Annotated in this window: 22 protein-coding genes and 1 riboswitch; of the genes, 16 read left to right on the top strand and 6 right to left on the bottom strand. The window is 67.5% G+C overall.

Going from position 1 to position 23137, the window contains the following annotated elements; all coding sequences use genetic code 11:
• Positions 1 to 98: 98 nt before the first annotated feature.
• The 13 genes from AB0L91_RS21110 to AB0L91_RS21050 all read left to right on the top strand — a co-directional run bounded on the left by AB0L91_RS21110 (position 99) and on the right by AB0L91_RS21050 (position 16072).
• Complete coding sequence (locus AB0L91_RS21110) at positions 99 to 1514, top strand: NAD(P)/FAD-dependent oxidoreductase (RefSeq protein ID WP_365012294.1); 1416 nt, start codon at positions 99 to 101, stop codon at positions 1512 to 1514.
• Positions 1515 to 1523: 9 nt separating this feature from the next.
• The gene (locus AB0L91_RS21105; RefSeq protein ID WP_365012291.1) at positions 1524 to 2954 is read left to right on the top strand and encodes an aminobutyraldehyde dehydrogenase; all 1431 of its coding nucleotides are present in this window, start codon (positions 1524 to 1526) and stop codon (positions 2952 to 2954) included.
• A gap of 52 nt (positions 2955 to 3006) precedes the next feature.
• On the top strand, positions 3007 to 4350 hold the full coding sequence (gene gabT / locus AB0L91_RS21100; protein WP_365012289.1) for a 4-aminobutyrate--2-oxoglutarate transaminase: 1344 nt from the start codon (positions 3007 to 3009) through the stop codon (positions 4348 to 4350).
• On the top strand, positions 4347 to 5801 hold the full coding sequence (locus tag AB0L91_RS21095) for an NAD-dependent succinate-semialdehyde dehydrogenase (protein ID WP_365012287.1): 1455 nt from the start codon (positions 4347 to 4349) through the stop codon (positions 5799 to 5801). The genes gabT and AB0L91_RS21095 overlap by 4 nt, the downstream gene beginning before the upstream one ends.
• 122 nt (positions 5802 to 5923) lie before the next feature.
• A riboswitch (cobalamin riboswitch) is annotated at positions 5924 to 6121 on the top strand.
• 27 nt (positions 6122 to 6148) lie between these two features.
• On the top strand, positions 6149 to 7186 hold the full coding sequence (locus AB0L91_RS21090; protein ID WP_365012285.1) for an ABC transporter substrate-binding protein: 1038 nt from the start codon (positions 6149 to 6151) through the stop codon (positions 7184 to 7186).
• On the top strand, positions 7183 to 8181 hold the full coding sequence (locus tag AB0L91_RS21085; RefSeq protein ID WP_365012282.1) for an iron chelate uptake ABC transporter family permease subunit: 999 nt from the start codon (positions 7183 to 7185) through the stop codon (positions 8179 to 8181). Before AB0L91_RS21090 ends, AB0L91_RS21085 begins: the two co-directional genes overlap by 4 nt.
• A complete protein-coding gene (locus AB0L91_RS21080) occupies positions 8178 to 9245 on the top strand; it encodes an iron chelate uptake ABC transporter family permease subunit (protein WP_365012280.1) in 1068 nt (355 codons plus the stop codon). Before AB0L91_RS21085 ends, AB0L91_RS21080 begins: the two co-directional genes overlap by 4 nt.
• Positions 9242 to 10030 carry an ABC transporter ATP-binding protein gene (locus AB0L91_RS21075; RefSeq protein WP_365012277.1) on the top strand — a complete coding sequence of 263 codons (789 nt, stop codon included), beginning with the start codon at positions 9242 to 9244 and terminating at the stop codon, positions 10028 to 10030. The genes AB0L91_RS21080 and AB0L91_RS21075 overlap by 4 nt, the downstream gene beginning before the upstream one ends.
• Positions 10027 to 10641 (top strand): (2Fe-2S) ferredoxin domain-containing protein, encoded by a 615-nt coding sequence (locus tag AB0L91_RS21070; RefSeq protein ID WP_365012276.1) that lies wholly within the window; start codon positions 10027 to 10029, stop codon positions 10639 to 10641. Before AB0L91_RS21075 ends, AB0L91_RS21070 begins: the two co-directional genes overlap by 4 nt.
• 197 nt (positions 10642 to 10838) lie before the next feature.
• Complete coding sequence (locus AB0L91_RS21065; RefSeq protein WP_365012274.1) at positions 10839 to 12731, top strand: alkyl sulfatase dimerization domain-containing protein; 1893 nt, start codon at positions 10839 to 10841, stop codon at positions 12729 to 12731.
• Positions 12731 to 13705, top strand: a complete 975-nt coding sequence (locus AB0L91_RS21060; RefSeq protein WP_365013671.1) for a DUF389 domain-containing protein — start codon at positions 12731 to 12733, stop codon at positions 13703 to 13705. The genes AB0L91_RS21065 and AB0L91_RS21060 overlap by 1 nt, the downstream gene beginning before the upstream one ends.
• A 47-nt stretch (positions 13706 to 13752) precedes the next feature.
• The gene (locus AB0L91_RS21055) at positions 13753 to 15411 is read left to right on the top strand and encodes a SulP family inorganic anion transporter (RefSeq protein WP_365012271.1); all 1659 of its coding nucleotides are present in this window, start codon (positions 13753 to 13755) and stop codon (positions 15409 to 15411) included.
• 1 nt (position 15412) lies between these two features.
• Positions 15413 to 16072: a GAP family protein gene (locus AB0L91_RS21050; RefSeq protein WP_365012268.1), complete on the top strand. Its 660-nt coding sequence runs from the start codon at positions 15413 to 15415 to the stop codon at positions 16070 to 16072.
• Here AB0L91_RS21050 and AB0L91_RS21045 read toward each other — a convergent pair whose 3' ends face one another.
• Positions 16073 to 17035, bottom strand: a complete 963-nt coding sequence (locus AB0L91_RS21045) for a WYL domain-containing protein (protein WP_365013668.1) — start codon at positions 17033 to 17035, stop codon at positions 16073 to 16075. It abuts the gene before it with no gap.
• A gap of 63 nt (positions 17036 to 17098) precedes the next feature.
• Between AB0L91_RS21045 and AB0L91_RS21040 the strand changes: the two genes are divergently transcribed.
• A complete protein-coding gene (locus tag AB0L91_RS21040) occupies positions 17099 to 18229 on the top strand; it encodes an epoxide hydrolase family protein (RefSeq protein ID WP_365012266.1) in 1131 nt (376 codons plus the stop codon).
• 101 nt (positions 18230 to 18330) lie between these two features.
• Here AB0L91_RS21040 and AB0L91_RS21035 read toward each other — a convergent pair whose 3' ends face one another.
• From AB0L91_RS21035 to AB0L91_RS21020, 4 genes are read right to left on the bottom strand one after another with little or no spacing between them, the layout of a single operon-like run.
• Positions 18331 to 18885, bottom strand: a complete 555-nt coding sequence (locus AB0L91_RS21035) for a class IV adenylate cyclase (protein WP_365012264.1) — start codon at positions 18883 to 18885, stop codon at positions 18331 to 18333.
• A complete protein-coding gene (locus AB0L91_RS21030) occupies positions 18882 to 19556 on the bottom strand; it encodes a class I SAM-dependent methyltransferase (protein ID WP_357346722.1) in 675 nt (224 codons plus the stop codon). The genes AB0L91_RS21035 and AB0L91_RS21030 overlap by 4 nt, the downstream gene beginning before the upstream one ends.
• On the bottom strand, positions 19543 to 20112 hold the full coding sequence (locus AB0L91_RS21025; RefSeq protein WP_357346723.1) for an AAA family ATPase: 570 nt from the start codon (positions 20110 to 20112) through the stop codon (positions 19543 to 19545). Before AB0L91_RS21025 ends, AB0L91_RS21030 begins: the two co-directional genes overlap by 14 nt.
• Complete coding sequence (locus AB0L91_RS21020) at positions 20105 to 20998, bottom strand: radical SAM protein (protein WP_365012261.1); 894 nt, start codon at positions 20996 to 20998, stop codon at positions 20105 to 20107. Before AB0L91_RS21020 ends, AB0L91_RS21025 begins: the two co-directional genes overlap by 8 nt.
• 160 nt (positions 20999 to 21158) lie before the next feature.
• Between AB0L91_RS21020 and AB0L91_RS21015 the strand changes: the two genes are divergently transcribed.
• Both AB0L91_RS21015 and AB0L91_RS21010 read left to right on the top strand, forming a co-directional pair.
• The gene (locus AB0L91_RS21015; RefSeq protein WP_365012259.1) at positions 21159 to 21896 is read left to right on the top strand and encodes an XRE family transcriptional regulator; all 738 of its coding nucleotides are present in this window, start codon (positions 21159 to 21161) and stop codon (positions 21894 to 21896) included.
• 10 nt (positions 21897 to 21906) lie between these two features.
• The gene (locus AB0L91_RS21010) at positions 21907 to 22374 is read left to right on the top strand and encodes an NUDIX domain-containing protein (RefSeq protein ID WP_365012257.1); all 468 of its coding nucleotides are present in this window, start codon (positions 21907 to 21909) and stop codon (positions 22372 to 22374) included.
• Here the strand turns inward: AB0L91_RS21010 and AB0L91_RS21005 are convergent.
• Complete coding sequence (locus AB0L91_RS21005) at positions 22362 to 22931, bottom strand: HD domain-containing protein (protein ID WP_365012254.1); 570 nt, start codon at positions 22929 to 22931, stop codon at positions 22362 to 22364. The genes AB0L91_RS21010 and AB0L91_RS21005 overlap by 13 nt on opposite strands.
• Positions 22932 to 23137 lie beyond the last annotated feature (206 nt).

Below are 23137 nucleotides of genomic sequence, written 5' to 3'. Positions count from 1 at the left end.
CGCCGACCAGCTCGACCGCCGCGTCCGCTGACAAGAATCCGCCGGACCGCCCTGGCTCCGGCGCACTTCACTCTTTCGACCGACAAAGGAGTCACACCATGAGCGAGCAATTGACAGCCGACGTCGTTGTAGTCGGTGCCGGAGTATCGGGCCTCACCGCAGCCCGTCGACTCCACCAAGCCGGACATTCTGTCGTCGTTGTCGAAGCCGACGACCGGGTCGGCGGACGCACTTTCAACCTCGATGTCGTTCCCGGTGTGATCACCGAGGGCGGCGGGCAGTGGGTCGGACCCGGCCAAGAGCACGTGCTGGCGCTGCTGGACGAACTCGGCCTCGACACGTTCAAGACCTACGTCGAGGGCAAGTCGATCTACCTGCGTAAAGGAAAGAAGAAGCTCTACAAGGGCACGATCCCGCCGCTGAACCCGATGGTCCTGGCCGACTTCGCGCAGTTGCAGCTGCGCCTCGAGCGGATGGCGAAAACCGTCCCGCTCGACGCCCCGTGGAAGGCACCTGAGGCTCGTCACTGGGACAGCATCACCTTCGGCCGGTGGGTCGACGCGAACTCCTTCACCAAGGAAGTTCGGCTGCTGTTCAAACTGGCCTTCACCGTCACCGACGGTGAAGACCTCCACAGCACCTCGCTGCTGGTGCAGCTGACCCGCATCGCCGGCTGCGGCGGGATCGACCATCTGGTCAACATCACCGGCGGCGCTCAGGAATCCCGCGTAGTAGGAGGCACCCAGCTGATCTCGCTGCGCATGGCCGACGCCCTGCCCGGACAGGTCGTGCTCGACTCGCCGGTCTCGCGGATCACGCAGGACAGTACCGGGGTGACGGTGTCCTCCGCGCGTGTCGATGTTCGCGCGGAACAAGCGATCGTCGCTATGGCGCCCTCGGATGCCAACCGCATCCGGTTCGCGCCGGATCTGCCTACCCGCCGGGCCATGCTCCAGCGCCGTTGGTGCAACGGCACCGAAAGCAAACTGTTCGCGATCTATGACCGACCTTTCTGGCGTGACCAGGGATTCAACGGCCAGGCGATCACCGATCTGCGGGTCGCCAACTACGTCGTCGACAATTCGCCGCCCGACGGCAGCGTCGGAATCCTCCTCACCTTTCTCGGCACCGCCGGATCCGGGCACGGCCTGCACTGGAGCGACGAGATCCTCGACAACCCCGAAGTGCGTCGTGCGACGTTCCTGGCCGACTTGCAGACACTGTTCGGGCCCGAGGCAGCCCAGCCGCGGGCTTACCTGGAGAAGGATTGGACGCACGAACCGTGGATCAGCGGTTGCGTGAGCTCCCGTCCGCCTGGCGTGATCACCCAGTACACCGATGCCGATCGGCAACCGGTGGGACGCGTTCACTGGGCCGGCACCGAGACCGCCACCGTCAACCAGGGCTACATCGACGGCGCGGTGAGCGCGGGGCAGCGAGCCGCCGAAGACGTCGGCCGGGCGCTGGTGCACAACGCACCGACCGCGCCCGCTGTCACCACCGCACAACTCTGAGAGGAAATCATGCCGATCGCGCTGTTGCGCAACTACGTCGATGGCTTGTTCGTGGCCTCGGTGTCCCAAGAGGCCTTGGACCTGGTCAACCCGGTCGACGAGCGCGTGGTGGGCCGAGCACCGGTCTCGACTCGCGAGGATGTCGAGGCGGCGGTCGCCGCCGCGTCACGAGCGTTTGTCACCTGGGGCAAGACCACCCCGGCCTTCCGGCAGACGGTGCTGTTGAAACTGGCCGACGCGATCGAGGCACACAGCGATGACATCGTCGAAGCGCAGTGCCGCAACACCGGTCAGCCGCGAGCGGTCATCGCCACCGAGGAAGTTGCAGTGGCCGCCGACCAGCTGCGCTTCTTCGCCGGCGCGGCCAGATTGCTCGAGGGAAAAGCCGCCGGGGAGTACATGGAGGGATACACCTCCTACGTGCGGCGCGAACCGATCGGGGTCGTCGGGCAGGTGACGCCGTGGAACTACCCGTTCATGATGGCGATCTGGAAGATCGGACCCGCCCTGGCCGCCGGTAACACCGTCGTCCTCAAACCGAGCGACACCACCCCCGAAAGCACCCTGGTTCTCGCCCGGCTGAGCAAGAACATTCTGCCCGACGGGGTGTTCAACGTAGTACTCGGCGACAGCACCACGGGCGCGGCACTGGTGTCACGTCCCGCTCTCGGCATGGTCTCGATCACCGGCTCGGTGCGGGCCGGGATCGCCGTCGCGGCCGCGGCGGCGGAGCAGGTCAAACGTGTACACCTCGAACTCGGCGGCAACGCGCCGGCGGTGGTGTTCGCCGACGCCGACATCGACAAGGCGGCCGCCGGCATCGCCGAAGCGGCCTTCTTCAACGCCGGACAGGACTGCACCGCCGCAGCCCGGGTCCTGGTCCACCACTCCGTCCACGATCAACTTGTCGAGTCGCTGGTGAAAAAGGCGGAGACCCTACGGCCGGGACTGCCCGAGGACCCGAATGCCTACTACGGCCCGTTGAACAATATCGACCACTTCACCACGGTCACCGACAAACTCGATGCGTTGCCGTCGCACGCCCGGATCGTCACCGGCGGCAAACGTGTGGGAGACCAGGGCTACTTCCTCGAACCCACCATCATCACCGGCGTCGGTCAGCACGACGAGATCGTGCAGCAGGAGACCTTCGGGCCGGTGCTGACCGTGCAGTCCTTCATCAACGAGTCCCAGGCCGTCGACTACGCCAACGACGTGCACTACGGCCTGGCGTCGAGCGTGTGGACCCGCGACCACGGCACCGTCGAACGACTCACCCGGGCACTGGACTTCGGCGCGGTATGGGTGAACTGCCACATCCCACTGGTCGCCGAAATGCCCCACGGGGGATTCAAGTACTCCGGATACGGCAAAGACCTCTCCGCCTACAGCGTCGAGGAATATACCCGCATCAAGCACGTGATGAGCACCCTCCACTGACACCAGGGCAACCCCCACCCACCTTCCGATCTATTCACCTGGAGTCTCTCTGATGACCGACATCGCCTATCGTCTCGCGCAACAGCGCTCCATCGTCACCGCGCTGCCTGGGCCGCGTTCTGCCGCCCTGGCGAAGCGGCGCGGACAGGCTGTCGCGGCCGGGGTCGGTTCTGCGGTCCCGGTGTATGCCGCCGACGCCGATGGCGGGGTGATCGTCGACGTCGACGGCAACTCCTTCATCGATCTCGGCTCCGGGATCGCGGTGACCACCGTTGGCGCCGCCAACCCGGAGGTGGCCTCCGCGGTGGCCGAGCAGGCCCGTCGCTTCACCCACACCTGCTTCATGGTCACCCCGTACGAGGGATACATCGAGGTCGCCGAACAACTGGCGGCCTTGACCCCGGGCGCACACGACAAGCGCACCGTCCTGTTCAACTCCGGCGCCGAGGCGGTGGAAAACGCCGTCAAGGTGGCGCGGCTGGCCACCGGCAAGACCGCGGTTGTCGCCTTCGACCATGCCTACCACGGCCGCACCAACCTGACCATGGCACTGACCGCGAAGTCGATGCCCTACAAGACCCAGTTCGGGCCATTCGCGCCCGAGATCTACCGGATGCCTGCCTCGTATCCCTACCGCGACAGGCTGACCGGTGAGCTCGCCGCACGCCGCGCCATCGAGCAGATCGACAGGCAGATCGGCGCCGAATCGCTGGCAGCGATCATCATCGAACCGATCCAGGGCGAAGGCGGCTTCATCACCCCGGCCCCGGGTTTTCTTCCCGCGCTGGCCGATTGGGCCAAGCGGCACGATGTGGTGTTCATCGCCGACGAGGTGCAAACCGGTTTCGCCCGCACCGGCGCCTGGTTCGCCAGTGAACCAGAGCAGATCGAGCCCGACATCATCACCATGGCCAAGGGCATCGCTGGCGGTATGCCCCTGGCCGCGATCACAGGCCGCGCCGAGCTCCTGGATGCGGTGCATCCGGGCGGACTCGGCGGCACCTACGGCGGAAACCCGGTGTCCTGCGCGGCCGCGCTGGCCACCTTGCGCACGATGCGCGAACTCGACCTGCCTGCCCGGGCGCGGGCGATCGAGCGCGCGATCAAACCACGGTTGCACGAAGCGGCCGACCGGACCGGAATCATCGGCGACGTTCGTGGCCGCGGCGCGATGCTGGCCATCGAGATCGTCCACCCCGGCTCCACCGATCCAGACCCCGACCTCACCAAATGGATAGCTGCGGAAGCCCTCGCCCAGGGCGTGGTCCTGCTGACCTGCGGCACCCACTCCAACGTGATCCGATTGCTGCCACCCCTGGTGATCAGCGACGCCCTGCTCGACGAGGCCATTACCGTGCTCGACGACGTCCTGCACGCCGCGGCAGGCCGCCGATGACCGACATCGACGCCTTCCTGGCCACGCTGCCGACCGACCTGTGGATCGGCGGGCACCAAGCTCCGGCGGCCGGCGGGTCGCGGTTCCCGGTCTACGACCCTGCCACCGGAAAGGTCCTGGTCGAAGTGGCCGACGCCGACCCCGCCGACGGCGCGCAGGTCCTGACCATCGCAGCCGCAACGCAACCGGCGTGGGCGGCGACAGCGCCCCGAAGGCGCGCGGAAATCCTGCACCGGGCATGGGAACTGGTGACAGCACGCCGACACGACTTCGCCCTGCTGATGACCCTGGAAATGGGCAAGCCGTTGCCCGACAGCTACGCCGAGGTCGGCTACGGCGGTGAATTCCTGCGCTGGTTCGCAGAGGAAGCCGTGCGGATCAACGGCCGCTACACACTCTCCCCCTCGGGGAACGGGCGAATCCTGGTGACCAAACAGCCCGTCGGCCCGACCTTGGCGATCACACCGTGGAACTTCCCCCTGGCCATGGGCACCCGCAAGATCGGCCCCGCGCTCGCCGCCGGCTGCACAGTGGTGGTGAAACCCGCCTCCGAAACGCCGTTGACGATGCTGTTCCTCGGCCAGATCTTCGCCGAGGCCGGCCTGCCACCCGGTGTGTTGTCGATCCTGCCGACCTCTCGATCAGCGCAGCTGACCGACCCGATGCTCGCGGACCCGAGGCTTCGTAAGCTCACCTTCACCGGATCCACCGCGGTGGGCAAGCACCTGCTCGCGCGCGCAGCCACCTCGGTGCTTCGCACCTCGATGGAACTCGGCGGCAACGCGCCATTCGTCGTGTTCGCCGACGCCGACATCGACGTCGCGGTCGAGGGAGCGATGGCCGCCAAGATGCGCAACACCGGACAGGCATGTACCGCCGCGAACCGCTTCCACGTCGACAACGCGGTCCGCGCCGAATTCACTGCCCGCCTCACCGAACGCATGCGTGGGCTTGCCATCGGCCCGGGCCACCTCGACGGCGTGCAGGTCGGCCCGTTGATCACCGACAAGCAGCGACACTCGGTCGACGAACTGGTGATCGACGCCGTCACCAAGGGCGCGGTGGTCACCACCGGCGGCGCCTGTGCTGACGGCGACGGCTACTTCTACGCCCCGACCGTGCTGAACGACGTCAGCGCCGATGCGCGCATTCTGCGTGAAGAGGTATTCGGGCCGGTCGCCGCGATCACCGGCTTCGACGACGAGGACCAGGGCATCGCCGCCGCCAACAACACCGAATATGGCTTGGCTGCCTACATTTACACCCGTGACCTGCACCGGGCGCTGCGAGTGTCGGAGGCGATCGAAGCCGGTATGGTCGGTGTGAACCGCGGACTCATCTCCGACGTCGCGGCCCCGTTCGGCGGAATCAAAGAATCCGGCCTCGGTCGGGAAGCCGGCATCGAGGGCATCGAGGAATACCTCGACACCAAATACATCGCCCTGCAGTAGCTGATGCCCGTCGCGCCTCTGAGGCCTCGGGGGCAGCGCCCGAGCTGACCAGGTCCTGCGCAGGTGAAATATCCGAATAGTCCGAAATCGGTGCCGACCGACCGGCCGGAATCGTGATCTTGATACAGTGCCCGAGCCGTGGTGTTCGGGAAACCGGTGAGAAAACCGGTGCGGCCCTCGCCACTGTGATCGGGAGCGGCGGATCGATCCGGACGACACCTGTCGACCGGAGCCACTGGGGCACTTGTGTCCTGGGAAGGTGGATCCGCCGCGCACAACCCCCGTCAGCCAGGAGACCGGCCACGGCCTAGTACACCCATTCCACGAGGACCTGGAAGGCCGACACCGTGACCCTGTCTGTTCTGACGCGCCTACGTAGCGGCGCGTTGATCGCCTGTGCGATCGTCATCGCCGGCTGCGGCGTGCAACCCGGCCCGCACGCCGACGGCGCGCCTGCCGTGACCCGCGCCAATTGCGGAATCGATATCGCCGTTCCGGCGCCACCGCAGCGGATCTACGCCGCGTATCAGCCCTCGATCGAGATCGCGCACGCGCTCGGCGTGACCGACCGCCTGGTCGGCACCGCCTTCCTCGATTCCACCGTGCTGCCCGAATATCAAGACGCACAGGCGAAGTCGGCCTACGTCGAGAAGCTGCCGAGCCGCGACGAACTGCTCGCCCAGAATCCGGACTTCGTGCTGTCGGGGTTCAACGGGGTGTTCGCGAAGTCCGCGCAGCAGAGCGTCGGTACCCGTGCGAGCCTGCACGAACTCGGGGTACGCACCTGGGTGCTGAGCCCGCTGTGCCCGAGTGCGGACGGCTTGGCCGACGAGGCGATCGACCCGAGGACCGTGCGCTTCGACAATGTCTACGCCGACCTGCGTGACCTGGGCGCCCTCTGGGGTGTCCCGGGACGGGCCGAGGAGGTGGTAGCCGACCTGAGCGCCCGAATCGACGCGGTCAGGGCGAAGGTCGGCACCGCCTCGCGGCCGCGGGTCGCGGTGGTCTCGCCCAAGGAAGACGGCACTTTTCAGGTGGCGGGCGGCATCGATTTCGTCACCCAGATCATCGAGGCCGCGGGCGGGGTGAACGCTTTCGCCGACCTCACCGCGCGCCGCAACGTCCAGATCGGTGCCGAGGAGCTCATCGCCCGCGACCCCGACATCATCCTGACCAGCCAGTGCTGCAAGGCGACCTACACCCGTGCCGATGCGAAGCCGCAGGTCGACCGGATCGTCGGCAACCCGGCCTTCGCCACCCTCACCGCCGTTCGGGCCGGGAAGGTGCACCCGTTCCTGTTCGCGGATCGGGCCGCGGGCGTGCGGATCGCGCACGCGACCGAACTGGTCGCCGAGCTGATCCACCCCGAGCTGTTCGGACGGTGACGCGCGCGGTTCGCGGTCCCGGCCTGCTCGTGGCCGGGGCCGTGCTGGCCGTCATCGGTGCCGCATCGATCCTGATCGGGGCCAACGCCGTGCCCCCGGGTCAGGCGATCGCGGCGTTCACCGATTTCACCGGCTCCGACAACGACCACATCGTCCGCTACATTCGCCTGCCGCGCACCGTCGCCGGGGTGCTGGCCGGTGCGGCCTTCGCGCTGGCCGGTGCCGTGATGCAGGGGCTGACCCGCAATCCACTGGCCGGCCCGGGTCTGCTCGGCATCAACGCGGGGGCCTCGCTGGCGATCGTGCTCGCCATGGGCGGGCTGAGTGTGGCGACGCCGGCCGGCTACGTCTGGTTCGCCTTCCTCGGCGCCGCTGTGGCAGCGGTCTTCGTCTACTCGCTGGGATCCCTCGGCTTCGGCGGCGCGACGCCGGTGAAGCTGGCCCTGGCCGGTGCCGCGTTCGCCGCGCTGTGCGGGTCGATCACCACCGCCATCACCCTGCTCGACCGGACGAAGTTCGAGAACTTCCGGTTCTGGGTGGTCGGGTCGCTGACCCGGGCCGACAGCGAATCCGTCTGGGCGATCGCACCGTTCATCGTGGCGGGCGCGGTGCTGGCGACAGTGGTGGCGCGGCCGCTGAACACGATCGCCATGGGCGACGACCTGGCCCGCACCCTCGGCACCCGCCTCGGCGCGGTGCGCGCGCTGGGCGCCACCGGTGCCGTGCTGCTGGCCGGTGCCGCCGTGGCGATCGCGGGGCCCATCGCGTTCGTCGGGCTGGTGGTTCCGCACATCGCGCGGTTCTTCGCGGGCCAGGACTACCGGTGGGTGCTGGCGTGGTCGGCGGTGCTCGGGCCGTCGCTGCTGCTGCTCGCCGACATCCTGGGCCGTCTCGTCGCCCGGCCGGTGGAGATCCAGGTCGGCATCGTCACCGCCTTCGCGGGCGCGCCGTTCTTCCTCTATCTGGTGCGCAACCGGAAGGTGGCCACGCTGTGACGACGACCGAACGGCGGGTGCTGCCCGCAGGCACCCTGCTGGTGCGCTCGCCGAGCCGGCGGATCGTGATCCGCGTCCAACGTCGATCCCTGAGGCTCACGGCACTGATCACCGCCGCTGCGCTCGGGGTGGCCGCCTACTCGCTGACGGTCGGTCACTTTCCGCTCGACGTCGTCGACGTGCTGCGGGTGCTCTCGGGCGGTGGCACCCTCATCGAATACGACGTGGTGGTCGCCGACCGGCTGCCGCGGGCGCTCACCGGGCTCGGGGTCGGTGCCGCGTTCGCGCTGTCCGGTGCGATCCTGCAACGCATCGCGACGAATCCACTGGTCAGCCCGGAGATCATCGGCATCAACGCCGGCGCCTCGCTGGGCGCGCTGGTGGTGAGCGTGGTGCTCGGCGGTGCCGGGGTGGCACTCGTCGGCGGTGCGCTGGCCGGTGCGTTCGTGGCCATGGCGCTGATCGTCGTGGCGGCGACCAAGGACGGCCTCGACGGCTACCGCCTGGTCCTGGTCGGCATCGGCGTGACCGCCATACTGACCTCGGCGATCTCGTACGTCCTGACTACCGCCAGCGTGTACCAGGCGCACACGGCCGCCATGTGGCTCACCGGCAGCCTCGCCAATCGCGACTGGAACCATGTGTGGTTCGCCGCCGCGGCCCTGGTCGTGGTCGTGCCACCGCTGCTGGTGCTCGCCCGCTCGCTGCCGCTGCTCGAGCTGGGCGACGAACTCGCGAATTCGCTGGCGGGGCAGCGCGGACCGCACCGCACCGCCCTCGTCGTGCTCGCCGCCGCAGCCGCCACCCTGGCCACCGCGGCGGCCGGACCGGTCGCCTTCGTCGCGCTGGTCGCGCCGCAGATCGTGCGTCGGTTGCTCGTCGAACGTGGTGCCGGGCTCGCGCCCGCCGCCGCCACCGGTGCGCTGCTGGTCGTCGGCGCCGATCTGGCCGCCCGGTCGCTGTTCCCGGCGGAACTGCCGGTCGGTGTGGTGACCGCGCTGCTCGGCGCGCCCGTCCTCGTCTATCTCCTCGCCCGCGCAACCCGGATCGGACACGCTGGATGACCGCACATCTCACCACCGACGCGCTCACCCTCACCTACGGCGACAACGCGATCGTCACCGACGCCACCGTCGACTTCCCCGCGGGCCGGTTCACCGTGATCGTCGGCCGCAACGGCTGCGGCAAATCGACCCTGCTGCGCGGCCTGGCCCGGCTCCTGCCGCCCAGTGCCGGTGCGGTGCTGCTCGACGGCGCGGACCTCGCGCCCCAGCCCGCCAGGACCGTGGCCCGCAGGCTCGGCATGCTGCCGCAGCAGCCGGTCGCCCCCGACTCGATCACGGTCGGCGAACTCGTCGGGCGCGGCAGGCACCCGCACCAGCGGTGGTTCCGGCAGTGGTCGGCGGCGGACGAGACCGCGGTGCGTGCCGCGTTGACGGCCACCGACACCCTCGACCTGATCGACCACACCCTCGACCAGCTCTCCGGCGGGCAGAAGCAACGGGTGTGGCTGGCACTGGCCATCGCGCAGGAACCGGAGGTGATGCTGCTCGACGAGCCGACCACCTTCCTCGACCTGGCACATCAGCTCGACATACTCGACGTGCTGCGGAACCTGTTGCCGCGCACCATCATCGCGGTGCTGCACGACCTGAATCTGGCCGCCCGCTACGCCGACCACCTGATCGCGATGAAGGACGGGCGGGTGGTCGCGCAGGGCGCCCCGGCCGACATCGTGCGCCCGGACCTGGTCGCCGACGTCTTCGGCGTGACCTGCGCGGTGATCGAGGACCCGATGACGGGTACCCCGCTGGTGGTCCCGGCCGGCCGCGAGGTGCGGACCGCGTGAACCGCCGCCACCTCCTCGTCGCCCGTCCCACCCCGTCCGGCGTGGACGTGCCCGCCGTCGATGCGCTCGCGCGCGCCTGCGGCCTCGGCTACGCCCTCCTCGACCAAGGCGAACCAACGATCCACGAGGTTCTCGACGCGGCCGCCGCGGAGAATGTCGCGGTCACCCTCATCCCGCTGGCCGTGCCGCGCGACCGCTACCTGGAGACCTGGATCGATCGCGCGGTCGCCAACTGGCGCGAAACCCGCGCCATCGACCTCGACATCCGCCGCACCGACGGCGTCGACACCGCCACCGGATTCACCGACGTCATCCGCACCCGTATGCGCGAACCGGGCACGCCCGTCACCGCGAGCCCCCGCGCTTTCCGCAGCCCCGCCTGGTCGGAGATTCCGCGGCACACCGGCCACATCCTGGTCTGCCGCGGTCCGCGCTGCACCGCGTACGGAGCCGCCGAGCTTCACCGAAGTCTGCGCGCCACCCATCCCGACGCCCTCGTCACCCCGACCGGCTGCCTGACACCCTGCAACCTCGGACCCCTGTACATCACCTATCCCGACGGACAGTGGCATTCCGCCGCCGCTGTTTCCCACCCCGATCCGACCGCCTAGCTCAGAACACGATGGGGGGCTTGGACGTCCGCGCACGACATTGCGGCCGACCCGTCGCCGATCGCGTGATCAGACGCTCGGCCAAGTTCATCCCGTTCGGATGAGGTCGCGGCGGCGTCGCGGTGTGATGCTGCGGAGGCGGCCTCCGCCTGCGCGGGAACCGGTCGGTGTTGCTCATTGTCGTGGGAAGGGAACCGATGACCAGTCAGCAGGAAGCCTCGGCCAGTATCGAAGCGGGCAACGAGCAGGCCGCACGCACGCTACCGTTCGGCGACACCCAGGATTTCGCGGATGCCGAGCGGGGGTTCATCGCTTCGCTGTCGCCGGGCGTGGTGCGCAACGCGGACGGTGACGTCGTGTGGGACAGCGGGACGTTCTCCTTCCTCGACGACGAGTGCCCGCCCACGGTCCACCCGAGCCTGTGGCGGCAGTCGAAACTGGTTGCGATGCAAGGCTTGTACGAGGTCGCCGACGGCATCTACCAGATCCGTGGCCTCGACCTGTCCAACATGACCCTGATCGAAGGCGACACCGGCGTGATCGTGATCGATCCGTTGATCTCGGCGGAGACCGCCGCCGCCGGCCTCGCCCTGTATCGCACGCACCGTGGCGATCGCCCCGTGACCGGGGTGATCTACTCGCACTCCCACATCGACCACTTCGGCGGGGTCAAGGGCGTCATGTCCGACGCCGACGTCGAGGCGGGCACAGTCCCGGTCATCGCACCGGTCGGGTTCACCGAGCACGCCGTCGAGGAGAACGTGTACGCCGGTACCGCGATGGGCAGGCGCGCGGCCTACATGTACGGTGCCGCACTACCGCGCGGACCGCTGGGCGCGGTCGGCGCGGGACTGGGACCGACGACCTCCACCGGCACGCCGACGCTGATCCTGCCGACCGTCTACATCGACCACACAGGTCAGACCGTGACGATCGACGGCGTCGCCATCGAGTTTCAGATGACGCCGGGGACCGAGGCGCCCTCGGAGATGAACTTCTACTTCCCGGACCGGCGCGCGCTGTGCATGGCCGAGAACGCCACGCACACCCTGCACAATCTGCTGACCTTGCGCGGCGCGCTCGTGCGTGACCCACACGTGTGGTCGAAGTACCTGACCGAGGCGATCAACCGCTACGCGCACCGCGCCGATGTCGTGTTCGCCTCCCATCACTGGCCGACCTGGGGCACCGACCGGCTCACCGAGTACCTGTCGATCCAGCGTGACCTCTACGGCTACCTGCACGACCAGACGCTGCGGGCATTGAACAAGGGCGCCACCGGGATCGAGATCGCCGAGGACATCCAGTTGCCGCCGTCGCTCGAGAACTCGTGGTCGACCCACGGTTACTACGGTTCGGTCAGCCACAACGTCAAGGCGATCTATCAGCGGTACATGGGCTGGTTCGACGGTAATCCGGCCACCCTGTGGCAGCATCCGCCGGTCGCGTCGGCGATCCGGCACGTGGAGTTCATGGGCGGCGCGGACGAGGTGATCGCCAAGGCCCGCAAGGCCTACGCGGAAGGCGACTTCCGCTGGGTTGCCCAGGTGCTCAACTATGTCGTCTTCGCCGAGCCGGACAACACCGAAGCGAAAGCGCTGCAAGCCGACACACTCGAGCAGCTCGGCTACGGGTCCGAGAACGGCACCTGGCGCAACTTCTTCCTGATGGGCGCCTACGAACTGCGCAACGGCAAAGTCGGAACACCGACGGTGACCGCTTCGCCGGATATTCAGGCGGCGCTGTCGGTGGAGCAGCTCTTCGACGCCCTCGCCCTGCGGATCGACGGCCCGCGGGCCTGGTCGGCGACGATCGTCATCGACTGGCGGGTGCAGGGCGGGCCGGTGCATCGCACGCACCTCCGCAATGGGCTGCTCGTCCACTTCGACGTCGACGGCGATCTCCCACCCGCGGACGCGAGGTTCGCCCTGACCGAGCAAGACCTGCGGGCGGCGCTGCTCGGCGGCGAGTCGCTGCCGGACATGATCACCGCCGGTCGGGTCACGGTCGAGGGCGACGCGAGCACGCTGACCGAACTCGTCGGCTACCTCGATGCCCCCGATCCGGATTTCTCGATCGTGACGCCGTGATGCCCGCACTGGACTTCCTGGTTCCCGCGGATCAACGCCGATCGCTGGACGAGCTCACCGACAAACTCGATCTGTCGGTCGGTGCGGTCACCGCGAAGCGGTCGGCGTTCTGGATCATGCTGGTGCTCTCGGCGGTGATCGCGATCTCGGGTGTCATCGGTGACTCCACCGCCACCGTGATCGGCGCGATGATCGTGGCGCCGCTGTCGGTGCCCATCCTCGGTGTCGCGCTGGGCGTGGTCACCGGACGCGCGGCACTGGTCGGGCGCAGCCTGATTCTGGTGCTGGCGGGGATCGTGGTGGTCGTCGCGCTCGGGTTCGTGTTCGCGCAGGTGTTGCCGAATCCGGTCAACGTGCTGACGAACGCACAGGTGGTCGGGCGGACCTCGCCGAAACTGATGGATCTGACCGCCGCGCTGGCCACCGGGCTGGTGGCAGCGGTGGCCATCACCCGGCGTGATGTCGGTGATGTGCTGCCCGGTGTGGCGATCGCGATCTCGCTGGTGCCGCCACTGGGTGTGGTGGGGGTCTGCCTGGGCTCGGACGCGCCTTCGCTCGCGCTCGGCGCGTTCGTGTTGTTCGCGTCGAACGTCCTCGCCATGATCATCACGGTGACGGCGGTGCTGCTCATCGCTGGCTACGCGGGGGAGGCGGAGGCTTCCTCGGCCCGGCGTGGTCGCGCGTATCTGGTGCTCGGTGCCGCGCTGGTGCTGGTCGCGATTCCGATGGTGATCAATTCGCTGTCCACCCTGTGGGCCAGGCAGATCGCCGACGCGACCCGGGACTGGCTGGGTGACGCGCCGGGGGCACAGGTCATCGACGTCACGCTGCAGGGCGACACCGCGACGGTCTCGGTGCTCGGCCCGCAGCAGCTACCACCGGTGGCCGAGTTACAGGACGTGGTGGACGATCTCGTGCCGTTCGACCCGAAAGTGATCGTTGTGCACACGGTCGGCGCCAGACTCGAGGACTGAGATGATCGCCGCACAGGGACTGCTCGGTGGGCCGGCAGGTGCGTGGCATGCGTAACCCATTCGCGGGGCAGCGCATGACCAAGGCCGATGTCGTCGCGGGAGTTCCCGGCGCGATCGGCGGGGTCCCCGACGGCATGGCGGCGGGCATGCTGGCCGGCGTCAGCCCGGTCCACGGGCTCTACGCGAGCCTGGCCGGGCGCTTCTTCGGTGGGATGGGCACCAGCACGCGGCTCATGGTGATCACCACGACCAGCGCGTCGGCCCTGGCGGCCGGCTCGGTGCTCACCGATCTCGACCCCGAGGACCGCTCGGCCGCCATGGTCGTGCTGACCCTGATCGGCGGCATCGCGATGATCGCCGCTGCCGCACTGCGGCTGGGCCGCTACACCCGGTTCGTCTCCCATTCGGTGATGACCGGCTTCCTGCTCGGCGTCGCGGCCAATATCGTCTTCGGCCAGTTGCCCGTGCTGGTCGGCGCGCCGTCGGAGGGGTCGGTGGCCGCGTTGAAGGCGGTGCACGTGGTGCTGCACCCGCGGCAGATCCACTGGCCCTCGGCCGTCGTCGGTGGGCTCGCGATCGTGCTGCTGGTCGCGTTGGCCCGCACCAGGTTCCGCACCGTCGCCTCGCTGGCCGGTCTCATCGTGCCGACCGCGTTGGTGATCGGTCTGGGCTGGGATGGCGTGGCGACCGTCTCGGATTCCGGTGAGATTCCTCGCGGATTTCCCCTGCCGCAGGTGCCCGAGCTGAGTGTGCTGTCGCCGTCGCTGATCGCGGGTGCGCTCGCGGTGACCGTCATCGTCCTGGTGCAGGGCGCCGGGGTGGCCGAATCGTCGCCGAACCCGAGTGGTTCCCGCGCGAAGACCGACCGTGACTTCTGCGCGCAGGGCATCGGCAATGTCTTCGCCGCCCTGTTCCGCGGGATGCCGGTGGGTGGTTCGGTCGGCCAGACCGCGATCAACGTGAGTTCCGGCGCGCGGACCAGGTGGGCGGCGATGTGGTCGGGACTGTGGATCCTGGTCATCCTCGTCGCGCTGAGCGGTGTCGTGGGCCGGGTGCCGATGCCGACCTTGGCGGCGATCCTCATCGTCGCCGCGGTCGGCTCGATGGATCCGGACCGGGTGATGGCGATCTGGAGCAGCGGCACCATCTCGCGCACCGCCCTGGGCGTCACCTTCGTCGCGACCCTGCTGCTGCCGGTGACCTCGGCGGTCGGGGTCGGTGTGGCGATCTCGCTGCTGATGCAGATGAACCAGGAGGCCATCGATCTGAAGGTCGTGCGCCTGCGGGTGGAGGGCGACCACCTGCTCGAGTCGACGGTGCCGAAACGCCTGTCCGACAACGAGATCGTGATCCTGGACGTCTACGGCAGCCTCTTCTACGCGGGCGCCCGGACCTTGCAGACGCGACTGCCCGACCCGACCGGAGCGACGGGGTGCGTCGTCATCCTGCGCCTGCGGGGCCGCGCCAGCGTCAGCTCGACCTTCCTGCACATCATCGCCGACTACGCGCGCCGCCTCGACGAGGTGGGCGGACGCCTCTACCTGAGCGGGATCGACCCGCAGATCCGCGCGGTCTGGACCGACGAACTGCTCGACAGTCAAGGCATCGAGATCGAGTTCTATCCGGCATCCAGCACGATCGGGGAATCGACGTTGTCGGCCTACGCCGACGCCGAGGTCCGGATCGACCAGCGACGGAGGTCCTGACGTGGGTGGACTACTGCTCCTGCTGTTGCCCGAGATCCTGGGCTTGATGATCACCCCCGGTGCGGTCATCGGCTGTGTCCTGCTGTTGCGTTCGCGCGAGCCGGTACGCAACGCGTCGATGCTGGGCGCCGGATTCCTGGTCGTCTACTTCCTGGTCGCGCTGGCCGCGGTGCTCGGTGGCGCGTCCGATCCGGCGGCGACGTCCGCCCGGACTTCCGCCTACGCCGGACTCATCGTGGGCCTGCTGTTCCTGGCGATCGGCGGCTGGCTGCTGTACCGCAAACCCCGACCGACCGCCGAGCGACCGAAACTACTCGCCGAACTCGACTCGGCCGGTCCGCGTAAAGCTTTCGCGTTGGGCGTGGTGCTCGGTGTCTTCAACCCGAATCTGTTCATCATGCTGGCGGGGATGAGCGCCATCTCCAGTGCGGCGGTCGGTACCGGCGCGGCGCTCGTCGCCACCCTGGTATTGCTCGTCGCGGCCGTCGCCGATTTCATCATTCCGATCGGGATCTTCATCATCGTCGGCGAGCATGCCGAACACGGCCTCGCCGTCCTCGAGAAATGGATGCTCGCGCACAGCAGGGCCCTCACCCTGTCGGTGCTGTTCGGCTTCGGCACGCTGTTCGCCGTCCGCGGCATCGTCAACCTCGCCGGGTGATCACCTCGCGGGTGGGCTGCTCGCCGCGCGGCGGAACCTCGCCGCGAGGCGATCGAACGCCTCGGCGAGCTCGTCGCCGTCGATCACCTCGATATCGAGGTCGAGCTGGGTGACCCACAGTGCGAGCCGGTCCGGGTCGGTGGAACCCAGCTCGACCCGGCAGGTGGATTCGTCGACCACCTCGATATCGACCGGGATCCGGATCTTCGCGGCGACCTCGGCGGCGGGAGCGTGCACGAGGACGCGGGCGCGGTACTGCCAGGCGGCCTTGCTGACGCGTCGCACGACGTAGTCGACGGCCTCGTCCGCCGGGATCACGCGCGGCTGGAACCGCGCGCCCGTCGGCGTGTGGGCGACCATGCGGTCGACCCGAAAGATCCGCCAGTCGGCACGGTCGAGGTCCCAGGCGAGCAGGTACCAGAGCGAACCCCAGCTCACCAGCCGCTGTGGCTCGGTGTGGCGGGCGCTTTCGCTGCCCCCTGGCTTGGTGTAGCCGAACCGGAGCCGCTCATGACCGCGAATCGCGGTAGCGACCGCTGCGAGGCCCGACAGATCGAGCGGCGGCTCGGCTCCTGGAACAACGCTCGTCGCCTCGCGCACCGCCTCGACCCGCCGACGCAGGCGAGACGGCAGCACCTGCTCCAGCTTCGCGAGCGCGGTCAGCGATGTCTCCTCGACACCGAGCCGCTGGGTCGCGACCGCACCCAGTCCGACCGCGACGGCGACGGCCTCGTCGTCGTCGAGCAGCAGCGGCGGCATCGCCGTCCCGGCGACCAGCCGGTACCCACCCGCGACGCCGGGACGCGCGTCGACGGGATAGCCGAGCGACCGCAGCTTGCCGATGTCGGCGCGCACCGTCCGCGTGCTCACCGCGAGCCGACCGGCGAGCTCGGCGCTCGTCCAGTCCCGTTTGAGCTGCAGCAACGACAACAGCTCGAGCAGGCGGGCCGAGGTTTCCAACACAATCTCGATCATTCCAGCAATTGCGGAAGCTATCCTGCCGCATTACCCGGGAGCCTGGGTGGCATGAACGAGAACAGCGCACTCACTCCCTTCCGCATCGACATCCCGCAGGCCGATATCGAGGACCTTCGCGCCCGGCTGACCCACACGCGCTGGCCGATCCCCGTGCCGGGCCGAGACGACCGCACCGACTTCAGCCGGGGCATCCCGCTGCCGTACCTGAAGGAACTCGCCGAGTACTGGCGCGACGCGTTCGACTGGCGTGCGCAGGAGGCGAAACTCAATGAGCACGAACAGTTCACGACGGTTGTCGACGGCCAGACGTTCCACGTCGTGCAGGTGCGTTCGGCGAACCCGCGGGCCATCCCGCTGCTCCTCAGCCACGGCTGGCCCGGATCGTTCGTCGAGTACCAGCGCCTCATCCCGCTGTTGACCGACGAGTTCCACCTCGTCGTCCCGTCGCTGCCCGGCTTCGGGTTCTCCACCCCACTGTCGGGGACCGGCTGGGAGCTGGCACGGACCACGGAGGCCTACGCCGAGATCATGACGCGGCTGGGCTACGAGCGGTTCGCGGCCCACGGCACCGATATCGGATCGGGTGTCATCGGCCGCCTCGCGGCGCTGCACCCCGAACGGGTCATCGGCACGCACACCGGCGCCGACTCCCGGTTGCTCGCGTTCGTCGGCGACAAGCTCCCGCTCCCGGACGGTCTGTCCGAGGACGAGATCGCCCAGCTCGAGGCGGTGCGCACCGAGGTCGCCGCCGAGCGGGGATATCTCGAGATCCAGAACCACCGCCCCGACACGATCGGCGCGGCGCTCACCGACTCGCCGGTCGGTCAGCTCGCGTGGATCGCCGAGAAATTCACGACCTGGTCCGGTGCCTCCCGGCCGCCGGTCGACCGCGACCAGCTCCTCACCAACATCAGCCTGTACTGGTTCACCCGCAGCGGCGAGTCCAGCGCGCAGTTCTACTACGAGGGCGAGCACTCCGGACTCGACTGGATCATGGCCGCCGACGTGCCGTCCGCATGGGCCGTCTTCGACACCCACCCACTCATGCGCCGTGCACTGGACCCGTGGAAGGCGATCGCCCACTGGAGCGAGTTCACCGAGGGCGGCCATTTCCCCGCGATGGAGGAGCCGGAACTACTCGCAGAAGACATCCGCACCTTCTTCCGCAGCATTTCCTGATCACAACGCTAGGCCGGCGGGCCGGGGAGAAACCCACGTTGGCCGTCGGCGGCTGCGCACCGGCATTGGCGGGCCATCACCTGTCAGGGCCCGCGACAGGGCTACGCGGTGGAGTGGCTGAACAGCAGGGTCGGTTCGGTCAGGATGTCCCGACCGAGTTCCACCAGGTAGATCGTGTCTACGCTGCCGAACTTCGCTTGGGTGTAGTCGAGTCCGAGGTCCGCGGCGGCACGGCGGACCGAGGATTCGTCGGGCCCTTCGATTTCGAGGAAGGTGGGCAGGTCCGGCCAGGTGTCGAGGTCGAAGACGACGTCGCCGAGGCTCCATTCTTCTCGGTAGTTCTCCTGATATCGGGTCTCTGTGAGCCCGATCGCGGTGAGGATCTCGGCCATCGAGTCCAGGTCGCCGACTGTGGTCTCGACCTCGGTGGTGCCGTCGATGGTTGTGGAGTCGGTGACGCGCTTGAGTGTCAATGTTGTTCGGGTGCCTTCGTCCCGGAGGCGGACCCAGGCTCCTTCGGGCACCGCCCCGCCGTCGAAGATCTTGCGGGTCAGCAGGGTTCGAGGGAATCGTTGAGCGGCGCCGAGCGCCTCGAGCTTCGCCTTGATCACCTCGACGTCGATCGCCAAGAAGGTGGCTTCGTATTCGTGCTTCATCGAGCTCGCGACCCTTCGTCGAGGAGTTCGGACTGTGCAGCGAAAAGTACACCCATGCGGTGCGTGTGGTCGTGGAGTTGCCCGACGTGCGGCCGTTCGATGAACGGATCCGTTCTCAAGGTGAGCAACACTTCCCACGTCTCACCGGGGAAGTAGCGGAACAGCTTGTCCGGGGTGGTGTAGTGCTCGATGCGGTACTGGTGATCCTCGACCGGCATCATGAATTCGGCGCCGAAGAGCCCGCCGGGGGTGAGGAGGTCGGTCATTCGTCCGATGAATTCGCTCAGCGGACGATGGTGGTTGGCGCTGTAGTGCCACGAGCAACTCGTCCACACAGCCTCAGCCTGCAATTCAGGCAGCTCGGCGTCGAAGAAGTCGTGTGGTTCGATCCGCACGCGGTTTGTCAGCCCGGCGTCCTCGACACGTTCGGCCAAGCTGGGTGCGTACGCGAGACCGGATCCAGGTAGCAGAACCTCGCCGCCGAGTAGCGCTTGCGGGTCGCTCTCGACGGCGATGACCGTGTACCCGGCGGCGGCGAGTGGCAGAACGAACTTGCCGTCGCCGGCGCCGACGACGGTCACCGTCGCGCCCTGGCCGCAGCGGTCGTCCAGTTCACGCAGGAATTGCGGAAAGAAGGTAAGGGTTTGCTCCCAGAGGCTAGCGGGTTGCATCTTCGGACCCATTTCGGTTGAGGGACAGGATGGTTCGGACGACATCGGCGGGTGCGCTCGCCGTCGTGTCGATGCGATGTGTGGCCCATTCGCCGATAGCGGCGGTGAGGCTTTCCGAGTGTTGTTCGGCAAGGATGTCCCACTTGGTGACAGCTTTGTCGCGGTGCGCAAGACGGCGCAGTCGTTCGTGCGGTGCACATGTCAGCTGGTAGGTCACTGGTTCGGGCAGCTCAGCGGGCAGCACGATGCCGAGCGTGGCACCGTATTCGCGATGAGTGGTAATGCAGCGCGCGAAATAGCTTTCGACGACGACGGGGACCCCGGCCTCGAGATAGCGCACAATCTGGTCTGTCGCGGTCAGGAGAGCGGACAGGAACAGGCACATGCGCGCGTCGGCATTGCTCGACTTGTCCAGCTTCCGGCGGAGCGACTGGAAGTTCGCAGGGACCGTCGCGACCAAGACGGCCTGCCGGGCCTGTGCCAGCAGCGGCGCGACGGTGGTTTTGCCGGTGCCCGCGAGTCCTTCGATGCTCTCGAACAGCACGTGTTCAGACACGGCCATACACCACGTCGGGGATTCCGAGAGCGATCTCGTCGTGCGCGGATGGTCGGTATTCGATGCGGTCAGAGTCTTTGTCGTACCAGAAGGCGTGTGAGTCGTTGCCTACGGCCTTGCAGGACATGGTGAGTGCGCCGCGGGGGTCGGTCTCGATTCGGTCGATGGTGTCGTTGCCGGCCGAAGTCGGGCACGTCGGTGATTCGTTGAGGTCGTCGTCGAGAATCACCGCGATGTTCAGGTGAGCCTCGCCGAGTCGGTTCCGGAGGTCGGTGTAGGCGGCAGGGTCGGTGATCAGCATGTCCGGGTGCTGTGCCGCGTTGCCCACAGCGCGGAGCTGGTGCAGTTTGAGTTGCGCCACCCCGTGCGATTGGAGGGTTCTCGCCAGGTCGACGACTTCGTCGATGTTGTATCGGTTCACGGTCAGCGTTGCACCAGTGGCTACGCCGAGGCTGTGCGCAAGAGCGATGGATTCGATGGCAGTGGTGTAGCTGCCGTTGCGGCGGATGCGGTCGTTGGTGGCGCCGATGCCTTCGAGCGAGATCCGCAACAGGTCGATGCACGGCGCGATCTCGCGCAGCCGGGCGCCGATGCGGTAGCCGTTGGTGCAGATTTCTACGGCCAACCCCAGGGTGTGCTTGGCATAGCGGGCCACACGCGGCAGTTCCTTGTACAGGAACGGCTCACCACCCAGCAGGACCACGGCCTCGGTGGCGTAGTCGCGCTGCATGCGAGCGAGGAGGTTGCAGGCTTGTGCGGCGGTGAATGCGTCGGCGTATTCGAGCCGTTCACCGTGGAAACAGTGTTTGCACTCGAAGTTGCACCGATAGAGCAGCTGCAAGTAGAGGCGTCGGATGGTGTGGATGCCGGTTCGTTCGGTGATCATATTGGCCGCCTTGGGTTTCGGTGAGGCCAACATCGTGGCCGTCGGCAGCAGGACCCCGTAACCGCGTTTGGGACGTCGCCCAGGACGTCCGGGGACGTTTCGATTCCTGGTTCGGAGCCTGTGCTTGCTCGAGCCTGTCGCGTCGGCTTCTATGGAAGGCGTGAACATCCGGCTGCAGAGTGTGCTCCATCAGCGCGGGATCGCGCCCGAGTCGCTGGCCGATGTCTGTGAGGTCGATCCGAAGACGGTCGGGCGCTGGCTCGGTGGCAGGGTCCCGCATCCTCGGCACCGCCGACGTGTGGCGCATCACCTGCGGGTCGAAGAGGGATTCCTTTGGCCACCTGCCGTTGCCGAGAGCGCCGCGCCAACGAACGTCGAACTTGTCGCCACTTTTCACAATCGTGCTGAAGTGCCTCGCGAGATCTGGCTGTCTCTGCTGGGTAATGCGACCGAGCAGATCGACGTTCTCGTGTTCTCCGGCACGTTCCTGGCGCAGTCGAATCCCCGTGTCGCCCACACGCTCACCGAACGAGCACGCCAGGGGGTCCGAGTGAGGTTGTGCTTCGGCGACCCCAGCGGCAGGGCGGTCCTCGAACGTGGTCTCGAAGAAGGTCTCGGCCGGGATACGTTGGCCGCGAAGATCCGTGCCTCGCTTACCTATTACCGCTCACTCCCGTCTGTTGCACGGTGCGAGGTGCGACTACATGATACGACGCTCTACAACTCGTTGTTTCGATACGACGACACCATGTTGGTGAATCCACACATCTGGGGGCAGCCAGCCAGTGCCAATCCCGTATTCCAGCTCAAACGGGTCAACGATGGCGGCTGGTTCGACAACTACGCCGAGAGCTTCGACGCGATCTGGGCAGATGCACAGCCCTGGATTCCGGACTGAGAGGTCGACAATGGGCAGAATCGAGTACTACTACGATCCGAAGGCCCCGAAGCCCAATTCGCTTGTCGTGGCGTGCAATCTGCTGGTCACCGACGCTGCCGGGGCGATTCTGCTGCAACGTCGTCGCGACACAGGCCAGTGGGCGTTGCCGGGCGGCGCGATGGACTTCGGTGAAACTGCAGCCGAATGTGCTATCCGGGAATGCCGTGAAGAGACCGGGATTACCGCTGAAATCACCGGATTCCTGGGCATTTACAGCAATCCCCACCACATCGTCGCCTACACCGATGGCGAGGTGCGCCAGCAGTACGAGAACACCTATATCGGGCGACCGGTGTCAGGGAAGCCGACGATCAACGACGAAGCCGACGGGGTGAAGTTCGTTGCTTCCGATGATCTGGACAACTACGACATCCACCCGAGTATGCGGCAACAAATCGGTGACTATCTGTCTGGTAGCTACCCTTACCTCGGCTGATTCTGCAGCGCCCGTTCGATCCTTCTCGTTGCGGCCATGATCTCTGGTTCCGCGCGTTGGATGAATCTGCCCACCAATGTGTCTGGGCCGTAGCGGCCGATGATCTCGGTGATCCGCGCGGACTGCGTCGTCTGGCTTCCGTCGGGCGTTGTTGTCATGTCGGCGTATATCAATGCGTCTACCAGAAGGCGGTCATGAGGGAGAGGAAACTCGGCTTCCAGCTCGCCGCGGAGTCCGCGCTCCTCTGCCTCCAGCAGCGCACAGCTGTGGTTAGCCACGAGTCGCGTCAGCTGCTCATCCACGCCATGCTCGTCCCGCAGAAATCGGGCACCGTCGAGTGGATGAAAGCCCGTCCGCGCCAGTCTTGGGGCGTAGCCGACGTCATGCAGTATGGCCGAAGCTCGAAGTAGGAGTGCATCGGCGGCCGACAGGCAGGCGGTGAGCTTCTCGGCGGCTCGCTCGACACCCTGTGAGTGCGACCAACGGCGTGGCAGGGCATGCTCCAACTCTGCGCGGGCGATCGACCTGGCCCATTCGATATCAACATCGCCACCCACAGGCGGGAAACTACCGGAGAACAGACCATTCGCGCGACAGTTGACCGGCCTCGCCCGCGTTCCGCAGACCATGCCGGCGCGACAGAGCCTGCCACCGATCAGGGCGCGCTGCCCCCTGGCTGAAGACGATCAGGCGTCCGCGAACAGTTCGGCGGTGCCGGACAGACAGGTCGCCGTCGGTTCGCCGAGGTCCAGGGGTGGTGGAG

Origin of the sequence: Nocardia sp. NPDC051833 (assembly GCF_040681225.1) — a bacterium.
Classification (GTDB): domain Bacteria; phylum Actinomycetota; class Actinomycetes; order Mycobacteriales; family Mycobacteriaceae; genus Nocardia.
The sequence above is the reverse complement of the archived record's forward strand: the minus strand, read 5'-3'. Positions and strand labels throughout refer to the sequence as shown.